Source organism: Maribacter arenosus (assembly GCF_014610845.1).
Taxonomy (GTDB): Bacteria; Bacteroidota; Bacteroidia; order Flavobacteriales; family Flavobacteriaceae; genus Maribacter_A; species Maribacter_A arenosus.
In genome coordinates this window covers 1-11,640 of record NZ_JABTCG010000001.1, presented here as the reverse complement: position 1 = coordinate 11,640, position 11,640 = coordinate 1, and the positions used below count along the sequence as shown (strand labels likewise).

Below are 11,640 nucleotides of genomic sequence, written 5' to 3'. Positions count from 1 at the left end.
TAAGTTTATTGTTTAAGAACAACCTTCAATTAATCGTTATCCTTTTTATCCGCTTTTTCTTTATCCTTTTTTTCGACTTTTTGGAATTTCTTGTATTTGCTTTTGAACTTATCGATTCGACCAGCTGTATCCAAGAATTTAGCCTTACCAGTATAGAAAGGATGTGATGTTCTTGATATTTCCAATTTCACCAATGGATACTCTACTCCATCAACTTCCAACGTTTCCTTGGTATTGGCGGTTGATTTAGTAAGAAATACATCATCATTGGACATATCCTTGAATGCTACCAATCTATAATTCTCTGGGTGAATACCTTTTCTCATCGTAAAAATGTTATACCTTCTTATTTTAGAGCTGCAAATTTAAGTATTTTTCTCAAAATGACAATTAATTGTCCAAAAAAGAAAAAAGAAAAATTTGTACCTTTAATTGTAACGAATTTCACAATCGATCCACTAATACATCAAATAACTTAAATATAATTAAAATGGAGGAAAACCAACCAAAAACAGGAAAGTATGCATTAAACTTTGGTATTATTTTAGGAATAGTTTCCATAGTTTTTTCAATAATGCTTTTTACAATGGACATGCATTATGAAAGAAATACGGCGGTACAGATCATTTCCCTGATTCTCGCCGCAGCCGCGATTGTTCTGGCAATTTCGTCGTTTAAAAAAGCCAATGGTGGTTTTTTAACGCTTTCGGAGGCAATGAAAATAGGGACTGGAGTCGCCTTAATCGCAGGCATTCTAGGTTTATTGTATTTCTTTATCCAATCTAATTTTATTGAGCCCGATTATTGGGACAAAGCGTATGAAATTGGAAAGCAAACGGCATTGGAAAACAATCCCCAGCTTACCGAAGAGCAAATTGACCAAGGCATCGAAATGCAAAAAAAATTCAGCTGGTTATTTTATCCCATTGGTTTGATAATCAATATAATAATAGGTTTGGTACTCGGTTTGATAATAGGTCTGATCATGAAAAAACAAAAGCCGGCATACTAAAGCATCGACCTAACTTTTTTATTTGGCTTAAAAAGTTCAAACGAGTTCAAAGTCAAAATTGTACTTTTGAAAAGAATTTCAGAAGTTTTCAATGAACCTATCCATAGTAATACCCTTACTAAACGAAGAAGATTCCTTAATCGAACTTCATGATTGGATTGTAAAAGTTATGCAATCCAATCGTTTTTTGTACGAAATTCTGTTTATAGATGATGGTAGTACGGATGGTTCATGGGAGGTGATTACCAAGCTTACTATTGAAAACCCCAATGTAAAAGCCATACGGTTTACCAAGAATTTTGGTAAATCACAAGCCTTACATGCCGGATTTAAAGAAGCTTTGGGCGATGTGGTGATTACGATGGATGCCGACCTACAGGATAATCCAGAGGAAATTCCTGAATTATATGATTTGATCAAGAACCAAGGGTATGATCTTGTTTCCGGGTGGAAGAAAAAGCGGTACGATTCGGTCATTTCCAAAAACCTACCCTCTAAATTGTTCAATTGGGCAGCACGTAAAACCTCGGGGGTAAAATTGAATGATTTCAATTGTGGCTTAAAAGCCTACAAAAAGGAAGTTATTAAAAACATTGAGGTGCGAGGTGAAATGCATCGATACATTCCTGTTTTGGCAAAAAGTGCCGGATTTGGAAATATAGGGGAAAAAATAGTGCAACATCAAGCCCGAAAATATGGTAAAACCAAATTTGGTATGGAACGATTTATAAACGGTTTTTTAGATTTGATCACCATTTGGTTTGTTTCAAAATTTGGGAAAAGACCCATGCATCTCTTCGGTGCACTGGGCGTGATCATGTTCATTATCGGTTTCGGATTTGCGCTATATCTGGGTATTGATAAACTTTTTATCAATCCAACAGCCCGTCTCATTACGGATCGCCCGGAATTCTTTATTTCACTGACTTCGATGATTATAGGAACACAATTGTTCTTGGCTGGTTTTTTGGGGGAAATCATGGTACGTTCAAGGAAAGACGAAAAACGTTATAATATATCGGAAGAATTGAACCTTACCCAAGAAAAAGAGCAATTTTCTTCGTAAATTAACCTATCAAAAACAACGATTAAATGGATGCTATATTAACTACTGCCCAAAGTTGGCTTTCAGATTTCTTCGATGCTGAGGTCAAAACTGAAATTAAACAATTAATAGCCAACGATCCCGAAGGGTTAAAAGACCGGTTTTACAAGAATATGGAATTTGGAACTGGAGGTATGCGAGGGCTTATGGGTGTTGGTACCAATAGGATCAACAAATATACATTGGGAAAAAGTACGCAGGGACTTAGTAATTACCTTAAGAAGGTATATGCCGGTAAGGAAATAAAAGTAGTAATCGCTTATGATTGCAGACACAATAGCGACACACTCGCCAAAACGGTGGCTAATGTCTTCTCGGCCAATGGCATAAAGGTCTATCTATTTTCCGAGCTACGAACCACCCCTGAATTATCGTTTGCCGTAAGGCATTTAGATTGCCATGCCGGGATAGTCTTGACCGCTTCGCACAATCCTCCTGAATATAATGGATACAAGGTTTATTGGACCGATGGAGGTCAAATCGTACCTCCCCAAGATGGTGCGATCATTACAGCGATTGAAAATCTTAGGTATGAAGACATCAACTTCAAGGCAAACGAAAACCTGATTGAAATGATCGATACCGAAGTTGATGAAGCTTTTATTGAAGCTTCCGTCGCCAATGGAAATTTCAATGCTGCCGGTAAGGATAAGTTTAAAATCGTTTTCACTTCCTTGCACGGCACTTCCATCACGGCGATTCCTGAGGTTTTAAAACGGGCCGGCTATAACAATGTTACCTTGATCGAGGAACAATCTAAACCTGATGGGAATTTCCCAACCGTAGTGTCACCCAACCCGGAAGAACCTGAAGCCCTTTCCATGGCCATTAAAAAGGCCGAGGAAATTGGGGCCGATATGGTCGTGGGCACTGACCCTGATAGTGATCGTTTGGGGATAGCCGTTCGAAATTTGGAAGGAAAAATGGAATTGCTGAATGGGAACCAGACGATGATCATGATGACCAAGTTCTTATTGGACAATCGCAAGGAAAAAGGCATGCAAGGCAATGAATTTATCGCTTCTACAATTGTATCCACACCTATGATGATTGCCCTGGCCAAAGCCTATGGGGTGGAATGTAAAGTAGCCTTGACCGGTTTTAAATGGATTGCCAAAATGATCAAGGATTTCCCAAATCAACATTTTGTTGGGGGCGGTGAAGAAAGTTTTGGGTTTATGGTCGGTGATTTTGTTCGGGATAAGGATGCGGTAACCTCTACCCTCCTGGCCTGTGAAATTGCATCCGATGCCAAAGCCAAGGGGAGTTCATTTTATAAGGAATTAATCCAATGTTATGTTGATTATGGTTTCTATAAAGAAAAATTGATTTCTATGACCAAAAAGGGTATTAGCGGTGCGGAGGAAATCAAGCAAATGATGGTCGACTACCGAGAAAATCCTATCAAGGAAATAGATGGATCCAAAGTCGAATGGATCCATGATTACAATACCTCAATAGCGACCAACGTACTAACCGGAAAAACCGAAACCATCGATATTCCAAAATCCAATGTCTTGATATATACGACAAAAAATGGTACCCGTATGGCTGCAAGACCTAGTGGTACGGAGCCGAAAATCAAATTCTATTTCAGCATCAACGCTGAATTGGACCATGCGGATAACTTTAAGAAAGTAGGTAGCGAGCTGGATAAAAAAATAAATCGGATCGTAAGTGAATTGAAGCTCGGTTAATGGACTATTTCAAGAAAATTCTTCGCTTTGCGAAGCCTTATAAGAAATACGGGTTTCTAAATATATTCTTCAATATCCTCTATGCACTGTTCAGCGCTTTGTCCTTTGCCGCGTTGATTCCAATGTTGGATGTACTTTTTAAACCGGAGAAAAAGGTACTTAGGGAGCCCATCTATACTGATTTGGGCCATTTAAAGGACTATCTCCAAGATTTTATAAATTTCAAGGTAACGGCATATTCCGGGGACGACCAAATGAAGGGCCTAGTCCTTGTCATTGGGCTCGTTTTGATTTTGTTCTTGTTAAAAAACTTCTTCAACTACGCGGCCATGTACTTTATTACATTTTTGCGAAATGGCGTTTTGAAGGATGTTCGCAACGCGATGTACAAAAAGATTACAGAATTGCCTATTTCTTACTATTCCGAAAAACGAAAAGGGGATGTCATTGCCCGGATTACCTCGGATGTGCTCGAAATCCAACATTCTTTTCTATCTATATTAGAGTTGATTGTACGTGAACCACTCACTATCGTGTTCACCATAATCATCATGTTCGGAATCAGTTCAAAGCTTACTTTTTTTGTTTTCATATTTATTCCGATAGCTGGTGCGATTATTTCCAGAATTGGTAAATCGCTGAAAAAAAAGTCGGATCGGGTACAGAAAGAACAAGGGGAGTTTTTATCAATCGTGGAAGAGACTTTGGGCGGATTACGGGTGATCAAGGCTTTCAATGCGGAATCCCGCTTTTATAAAACATTCAGTACCTCTACAGAGCGTTTTTTTAAATTTTCGAACAAATTATTAAACCGCCAGAACCTCGCTTCCCCTACTGGGGAATTTTTGGGCATTTTGGTCATTGGTGTACTCTTATGGTTTGGGGGCAAAATGGTATTGGTAGATAAGACCCTTGATGCCTCATCGTTCATTGCTTACATGGGATTGGCTTATAATATTTTAACTCCCGCAAAAGCCATTAGCAAAGCATCGTTCGGAGTTAAAAAAGGGAATGCCGCAGCGGAACGGGTACTTCAAATTTTAGAAACCGAAAACCCTATTATCGATAAGGCAAATGCCTTGGATAAAACAACTTTTGACCAAGATATCGTTCTTAATAACATCGCCTTTAAATATGAAGAGGAGTATGTGCTTAAAAACTTTGACCTCAAGGTCTCGAAAGGCGATACCATAGCACTTGTGGGCCAATCGGGTAGTGGAAAAAGTACGATTGCCAATTTGGTCACCCGTTTTTATGACGTGAATGAAGGTGAGATTCAAATTGACGGAGTCAATATTAAGGATATCTCCAAGAAATCATTACGAGGATTAATGGGCTTGGTGACACAAGATTCCATATTGTTCAATGATACCGTAGGCAATAATATTGGTATGGGCAAGGAGAACGCATCGGAAGACGAAATAATAGCAGCGGCGAAAATTGCAAATGCCCATGAATTCATATCGGCACTACCCCAAGGATATGACACCAATATTGGGGATAGCGGCAATAAACTTAGTGGAGGCCAAAAACAACGGTTGTCTATCGCAAGGGCTGTTTTGAAGAATCCGCCGATCATGATCTTGGATGAAGCCACTTCCGCTCTCGATACCGAAAGCGAACGCCTGGTACAGGATGCCTTGGAGAAAATGATGCGCAACAGAACCTCAATTGTTATTGCCCATCGCCTGTCAACCATCCAAAGTGCCAGCAGCATTGTAGTGCTTCAAAAAGGGAAAATTGTTGAACAAGGTTCACATACCGAACTATTGGCGAAGAACGGAGCCTACAGAAAACTAGTTGAAATGCAATCATTTTGATTTAAGAGACTGTTTTGGAATATGTATATTATTCTTTTAAGTATTCCAACTTGGAGGCATCTAAAATTAATCAAGGCCTACCTACCCTGCCCATAAAACAGATTGATCCGGTATAGCTGTCCCGTATCATATATAAAAAAGGACGATTTACAACGAAAGAGGGCGTCCCTGAAGTCATTATAATTTCCACTCCCGTTACTGCAGCAGCTTCCGTGCCTTCCTCGTTGACCTCAATAAAGGTCTTTTGAAAGACTTTGGATATTCGCAATAAAGCTTCACTGTTTATTTTTCCAAAATCCGCATTACTGGAAAAGGCAATCCCTAGACCCATATTGGCCAATTCGTCGTTAAGCTCGTTTTCATATTCTTTCTTGAACTTTGGCAATTTTATATCTAATCCTCTTTCAGTATAACGCTCTAGCCAGTTTCCTAAATTTTTCATAGAAAGGTCAGCTACAATATCGTTGGTATCAAAATCCTCATGGGGCAAGAACACTGCCATTTGATAACGGTCGTTCTTATAGGGAAGGATAATCGAAGAAAAAGTATCGTTTGTAAAATGGGGTACAGTAGCGCTCATAGCCATCATAGGAACTTGTGCCGTGCCATTTGAAGTATGGAATGCCGCCTGTTCAGTGTCGCTGGGTTTAAACTCAAACTTCCAAGTACCCTTAAAATAAAGGGCATTGGCCAAAAAAAGAACCGTACTATTATCGAACTCTTCAATTAATTTGTCAATTTTGCCTTTGGTATGGTCATAAGCCCATTTATTAACAACCTCCACCGCCTTGACATCACTAAAATCCAAATTGTCGACTTCGGCGTTGTAAAACGTTTTATTAACGGCAACAAAGTCCCGCTCTACCGGAAAATCGTTCCGAATCCAGATCGCATTGGCCAAATTCAACCTTGCCCCACTTCCATCTGCCATAAGCGATTTCATCAATTTCTGATTAAATTTGTTGGCCCCGTCCACATCTTCATACCCCAAGACATCGCCAAAGGCAGACTCGGTGTCACCATCTGCCCCATTATAGGTCATACCTAATGCCATAGAAAGACTTAATGGAGAAACCATATAGTTTTCCGCTTCGCCATCCTTTGAAATTTCCTTGAAGAAATCTAGGGCAAACGTGTTGTTAGTCAACACCATGGCCTTAGCCTCGGCAGACTCTAGTTCAGAATCATAGCCCATATCACCATCATCCGAAGTACTACAACTTGCCAAAAAGATCATAAAAGTTACCAAAAACACTTCTTTGAATTTCATATACTTCTTTTTATAGTAGATACACCATGCCGTAAAAGGTTGTTTATTATCATCATTAAAATTAGGGAGAAAAGAAAAGAATCAGTACTAAGGAATCAGCGAATACATATTGAATGTCTACACATTTAAAAATTCATTTTCCTAACAGTGGCATTTCTTTCCAATCACAAACCAAAACATTAAACCTTTTGTTACTTTTATAGTCAAAGACAAAACCTTTCCCTTTGATTGTTGAAGAAACTTTGGTACATGACCTAAAGGATAAAGCCAAACAAGCTAAGGCCTTTGAAGTGTTGGTCAACACTTACAAAGAAAGGCTCTATTGGCATATACGAAGAATTGTGTTAAACCATGATGATGCGGATGATGTGTTGCAAAATACGTTTATCAAGGTCTATAAAAACATAAATGGGTTCAAGGGGGATAGTCAATTGTTTTCATGGATGTACCGTATCGCCACCAACGAAGCATTGACATTTTTAAAGAAAAAATCGAACAAGCTTGGTATTAGTGATGCTGAATTACAAGATAGAATGGTGACCAACTTACAAGCCGATGTCTATTTTGATGGGGATGAGATTCAAATGAAATTGCAAGAAGCGATAGCCAGACTTCCAGAAAAGCAAAAATTGGTCTTTAATATGAAGTATTTTCAGGAATTGAAATACGAAGAAATCTCGTCAATTTTGAATACCTCGGTTGGTGGTTTAAAAGCATCATATCACTTGGCCGTTAAAAAATTGGAATCTTTTTTAAAAGAGGATTAAACCATTTAAACTATTGATAGTCAAATAATAGACATGAAAACATCTAAAGACAATGCGAATTTCAAAACCCCCGAAGGTTACTTCGAAGGGTTTACTGATAAGCTTATGGATAGAATATCTACCCAAAAAGATAATCAGCGTGATCTATTGTCGTCAAAATCGAGTGGTTTTTTAGTACCGGATGCTTATTTTGAAGGATTGAATTCGAAAATTCTGAAAAAATTGGATCAGGATGAAACCAAGGTAATACCCTTAAATCCGCGTGCTAAATACCTGTATTATGCAGCTGCTATTGCCGCCTTGGTTCTTTTGACGATCGGCATCCGTTATACCCAATCAGCGGAACCTACCTTCGAGAGCTTGGCGAAAACCGAGATTGAAGACTATTTTGAGCATACCGCTTCCGGATTTTCGACCTATGAAATTGCGGAAGTGATCCCAGTGGATGATTTGGAGATATCCGATGTTCTGGAAAATGAATTCGAGGATGAGAATATCATTGATTATTTGGATAATAGTTTAGATGATTTTGAAGAATTAAACCTAACAGATTATGAATATTAGTAAAAATATACTGACTATTGTCTTCGTACTGTCCACTACGACTTTGTTATTTGGACAACGGGAATTTAATAAGGATAAAATAAAATCGTTAAAGGTAGCTTATATTACGGAACGATTGGATTTAACAAGTAAGGAAGCCCAGGCCTTTTGGCCGATTTACAATGCGCATGAAGAGCAAATGGAAGGCTTTAGGGAAAAAGAGCGCAGTCAGATCTACGGAAAGTTAAGGGATATGGAATCCCTGTCTGATAAAGAGTCAGAGGTGTTATTTAAAAATCTCATTGCTCTTGAAAACGAAAAACATGAAGCTGATCAAAAATTTCTAAAGGATATTCAGAACGTCATTTCCGCAAAGAAAACCTTCCTGTTATTGAAAACTGAGAGGGGTTTTAAACGGCGTTTACTACAGCAATACCGCCAAAAGAATAGTGGAGGCAATAGATGATTTTAAACGAAAAATAATGTTATCCTATATAAATTAGACCGTCTAAATTGGCGGTCTAATTTTTTATGAACTAGTGATAATGGTTTTTTGTTCAGAGTACAGCGAAAGGTGATTAGAAATGCCGATTACCAATAATCCATGTTGTTAACACTTATTGAGCTGTGGTGGCCGACTTTTCAATAGTTATTATCGCGATAGTCTCCCGCTTTCATAAATAAGGCCACGGTATTTATAATTTTTCCATTCTTGGTAGCATCGATACATTTTTCTCATGAAACTGCTCCATAAGGGATAGGATTTTATTCAACAATTGCAATACGTCATTAATATAGGGTCCTTTATTCAACATAACACATTCTGCCTTCAATGAGGCTGTTGCATCCGTGATCTCGGCCCGAGAGGGCAATCCTTCTTTCGCAAAACTTTCCAATACCTGGGTCGCCCATACCACAGGCACGTGGGCTGCACCGCACAAGGCCAAAATTTCTTCCTGAACCTTACTTATACTATCCCAACCGGTTTCTACGGCAAGGTCGCCCCTAGCTATCATTACACCTATATACTTGACCTTCAATGCGGCAAGTAGAATTTCCACGAGGTTATCAAAAGCAAGGCGCGTCTCTATTTTTAGAATGATACTAAGCTTGTTGACAGCATCCCACTTTTCCAATTCGCTTAATAACTCCTCTACATCATCCTTTGAGTTAACAAAAGAGAAATTAACGACGTCGGCATATTTCGCCACAAACTCTAGGTCCACCTTATCTTTGGCAGTAAGTCCACTGATTCCAAGGTCCGTATTTGGAAAATTTATTCCTTTTTCAGCTTTCAATTTAGATCCTTTTTCCATCGCCCTTGTAATCCGTACCTCAAAATAATCGGGAAATATGGCCTCTATATGACCCTCAATTTTACCATCATCGAATAAAATTGTTTCTCCTTTCTTTACCCTATCAAAGACCTCTGAGAGCTGGCACGGAATAGTTGCCCGCTCAATGAGATTCCCATCTTCATCGTATATTGCAGGGTTTCCTATTGTATGTGATTTAGTAATGGTAAGCATGTCATTGGTTCTAAGCAAAATCGCCTGTTCTATTGAAGGAAGTTCCCCCACTGTACCATTTTCCAATTCCCGATTCATACAACCAATAATGGTACCTGTACCGATATAGGAAGTCTTGTAACAATGTAAATGAACCTGTTGGTCTTCTACATGTACAACCTTTAGTTTTCTCAGTTTATCCCTAGTATCGGATAGGGTCAATTTATCACCCAGAGCCAATTTCTGAAGCCACTCTAACCCAACAGGCAAGGTGTTGGGCTTAGTGGCGTCCTTGACCTCTGGTACCAGTACGATTAATGCAGGACCTATGGTGTTACCGCTTTTATCACGCACTGGGGTAAACTTACGAATCTGAGGACCCGGCGTTATGTTACCCGTCCTTATTTTTGGCCCGGCAAGGTCCATTGCGATTTTTACTTTTTTTCCATTTGCCTTAGCGGCTTTCTGTACATTTAGAATGATTTTTTCCCAAATTTCCGGATTGTCATGGGCGCAATTTATTCGTGCACAGTTCATGCCATGTTGCACCATTTCATGAACCATTGGATAATCATATGCAGCTTGTGTTGGCTGTGTGACCATAATCCGTACTCTTCTTCCCTTGGGTCGAGTGCCAAAAAGTTCTTTTGTATGTTTATTCAAAAGTCTTTTCCCATTTTTTATAGATAATCCTGCCTTTGAATTTTCAGTGGGTATATCCCCTATTAAGCGATAAAGTATAAACCTGGTCTTCAACACGCTGGACAATAAATGGCCTTCAGCTTTGGCAAGCCTTGTCAATCCTATGTTCTGTAACTCTTTTTGGGTGGTTCTAAGGTCGAATTTTCTAAATGCGTTATAATGAATTAAATTCCGTGCACTTTTAAAATACTCAGGGTTTATCTGCGCTAAAAGAGCTTCAGCATTTGCTTCTTCAAGACGAATGGCATCGAGGATGATTTCGATTTGTGCAATCAATTCCTTTACTTTCTCTTTATTTATATTCATCTAGCGCGGTTTTAAATCAGGAGTTGTATTATATCAAATATACTTGGGACTTGTTGATCAAAATAATGATAAAGATCATATTCTAGAATGAATATATAATATAAATAAAGATATATTATAGTAGTTGGTAGCCATCTTAGGCCAATCCCAGATTTTAGCCAATAGCTTCGTACATTATACTACTGTAGGTGATAAAATGTCAATGGTTTTATGGGAATAAATTCATATTCATCTAGCTGGATTCAAAACCTATTCAACCCTTGATTACAGTCAGGTTGAACTGCGAAGGCCATGCCATCCATTTTGTTATTCCCTTTGATTCAGGATTTACATAATCCTAATTGCTGAAATCACCTTATATTGTCACCGTATTTCATACCTTACTATCTTTTTGCATATACTCTTGCCAAATAATTAGGATATATTTTTCTTTATCCTTCTCTTTTCTTTTCAAAAATCCATATTCATATACGAATAGATAAACATCCTCCTTTTGGTTCTTCCAATAATGGGTGAAAAAATTGGGGTCAAAACCCAGTTTCAATAAGATATCCGCCCTTACGATTACCTTGCCACCTTTATTATATTCCTTCAATATCTTTCGATTGAGCTTTAGTTGATTATCAACTTTATTGTAAAACCGCTCTGGACGGTTTTTTTCCTTCTGGTACTGAAAGGAGCTTTTACACTGTGGATCACAGAATTTCTTATCCGTCCTACCTTCCAATTCCTTGCCACAATGAAGACATTCTTTATACAATCTCATGGTTTTATCATTTAATAGCTCAGTATACGTATCCTATTCGTATAAGGTACGGTTAAATTATTTTGTTTTTTGATATTTACAAAAATCAAATCATGTTCAAGGGCAGAAACATTACTTTAAAGCATTTGCTGATCGGAGGCGAAA

The 11,640-nt window shown here is 38.4% G+C and carries 11 protein-coding genes; 7 read left to right on the top strand and 4 right to left on the bottom strand.

Annotated features, from left to right (window positions below):
- Nucleotides 1-29 precede the first annotated feature (29 nt).
- Entirely contained in the window at nucleotides 30-326 is a 297-nt protein-coding gene (locus tag HPE63_RS00055) for a type B 50S ribosomal protein L31 (RefSeq protein WP_188312190.1), read from the bottom strand.
- A gap of 164 nt (nucleotides 327-490) precedes the next feature.
- On the opposite strand from HPE63_RS00055, the gene HPE63_RS00050 reads away from it, so the two are divergent.
- From HPE63_RS00050 to HPE63_RS00035, 4 genes are all read left to right on the top strand, one after another.
- Nucleotides 491-1,012, top strand: coding sequence for a DUF4199 domain-containing protein (locus HPE63_RS00050; RefSeq protein ID WP_188312189.1), 522 nt, complete (start codon nucleotides 491-493; stop codon nucleotides 1,010-1,012).
- Between the two features lie 91 nt (nucleotides 1,013-1,103).
- Nucleotides 1,104-2,078: a glycosyltransferase family 2 protein gene (locus HPE63_RS00045; RefSeq protein WP_188312188.1), complete on the top strand. Its 975-nt coding sequence runs from the start codon at nucleotides 1,104-1,106 to the stop codon at nucleotides 2,076-2,078.
- A gap of 26 nt (nucleotides 2,079-2,104) precedes the next feature.
- Nucleotides 2,105-3,814, top strand: a complete 1,710-nt coding sequence (locus HPE63_RS00040) for a phospho-sugar mutase (RefSeq protein ID WP_188312187.1) — start codon at nucleotides 2,105-2,107, stop codon at nucleotides 3,812-3,814.
- Nucleotides 3,814-5,634 (top strand): ABC transporter ATP-binding protein, encoded by a 1,821-nt coding sequence (locus HPE63_RS00035; RefSeq protein ID WP_188312186.1) that lies wholly within the window; start codon nucleotides 3,814-3,816, stop codon nucleotides 5,632-5,634. Before HPE63_RS00040 ends, HPE63_RS00035 begins: the two co-directional genes overlap by 1 nt.
- 70 nt (nucleotides 5,635-5,704) lie before the next feature.
- Here the strand turns inward: HPE63_RS00035 and HPE63_RS00030 are convergent, their stop codons facing one another.
- A complete protein-coding gene (locus HPE63_RS00030; RefSeq protein WP_188312185.1) occupies nucleotides 5,705-6,904 on the bottom strand; it encodes a serpin family protein in 1,200 nt (399 codons plus the stop codon).
- A 224-nt stretch (nucleotides 6,905-7,128) separates the two neighbouring features.
- Here HPE63_RS00030 and HPE63_RS00025 point away from each other — a divergent pair, with 224 nt between their 5' ends.
- From HPE63_RS00025 to HPE63_RS00015, 3 genes are read left to right on the top strand one after another with little or no spacing between them, the layout of a single operon-like run.
- Nucleotides 7,129-7,671 (top strand): RNA polymerase sigma factor, encoded by a 543-nt coding sequence (locus HPE63_RS00025; protein WP_188312184.1) that lies wholly within the window; start codon nucleotides 7,129-7,131, stop codon nucleotides 7,669-7,671.
- A 33-nt stretch (nucleotides 7,672-7,704) separates the two neighbouring features.
- The gene (locus HPE63_RS00020; RefSeq protein WP_188312183.1) at nucleotides 7,705-8,235 is read left to right on the top strand and encodes a hypothetical protein; all 531 of its coding nucleotides are present in this window, start codon (nucleotides 7,705-7,707) and stop codon (nucleotides 8,233-8,235) included.
- Complete coding sequence (locus tag HPE63_RS00015; RefSeq protein ID WP_188312182.1) at nucleotides 8,225-8,680, top strand: hypothetical protein; 456 nt, start codon at nucleotides 8,225-8,227, stop codon at nucleotides 8,678-8,680. The genes HPE63_RS00020 and HPE63_RS00015 overlap by 11 nt, the downstream gene beginning before the upstream one ends.
- A gap of 229 nt (nucleotides 8,681-8,909) precedes the next feature.
- Here HPE63_RS00015 and HPE63_RS00010 read toward each other — a convergent pair whose 3' ends face one another.
- Together HPE63_RS00010 and HPE63_RS00005 are read right to left on the bottom strand one after the other, a co-directional pair.
- Nucleotides 8,910-10,730, bottom strand: coding sequence for a pyruvate kinase (locus HPE63_RS00010; protein ID WP_188312181.1), 1,821 nt, complete (start codon nucleotides 10,728-10,730; stop codon nucleotides 8,910-8,912).
- A 373-nt stretch (nucleotides 10,731-11,103) separates the two neighbouring features.
- Nucleotides 11,104-11,496 carry a hypothetical protein gene (locus tag HPE63_RS00005; protein ID WP_188312180.1) on the bottom strand — a complete coding sequence of 131 codons (393 nt, stop codon included), beginning with the start codon at nucleotides 11,494-11,496 and terminating at the stop codon, nucleotides 11,104-11,106.
- Nucleotides 11,497-11,640 lie beyond the last annotated feature (144 nt).

Bases quoted from the DNA above. Each gene is read 5' to 3' on its own strand.
- HPE63_RS00030 (WP_188312185.1), bottom strand. From the start codon at position 6,904: ATGAAATTCAAAGAAGTGTTTTTGGTAACTTTTATGATCTTTTTGGCA.
- HPE63_RS00005 (WP_188312180.1), bottom strand. From the start codon at position 11,496: ATGAGATTGTATAAAGAATGTCTTCATTGTGGCAAGGAATTGGAAGGT.
- HPE63_RS00015 (WP_188312182.1), top strand. From the start codon at position 8,225: ATGAATATTAGTAAAAATATACTGACTATTGTCTTCGTACTGTCCACT.
- HPE63_RS00045 (WP_188312188.1), top strand. From the start codon at position 1,104: ATGAACCTATCCATAGTAATACCCTTACTAAACGAAGAAGATTCCTTA.
- HPE63_RS00020 (WP_188312183.1), top strand. From the start codon at position 7,705: ATGAAAACATCTAAAGACAATGCGAATTTCAAAACCCCCGAAGGTTAC.
- HPE63_RS00040 (WP_188312187.1), top strand. From the start codon at position 2,105: ATGGATGCTATATTAACTACTGCCCAAAGTTGGCTTTCAGATTTCTTC.
- HPE63_RS00050 (WP_188312189.1), top strand. From the start codon at position 491: ATGGAGGAAAACCAACCAAAAACAGGAAAGTATGCATTAAACTTTGGT.
- HPE63_RS00035 (WP_188312186.1), top strand. From the start codon at position 3,814: ATGGACTATTTCAAGAAAATTCTTCGCTTTGCGAAGCCTTATAAGAAA.
- HPE63_RS00010 (WP_188312181.1), bottom strand. From the start codon at position 10,730: ATGAATATAAATAAAGAGAAAGTAAAGGAATTGATTGCACAAATCGAA.
- HPE63_RS00055 (WP_188312190.1), bottom strand. From the start codon at position 326: ATGAGAAAAGGTATTCACCCAGAGAATTATAGATTGGTAGCATTCAAG.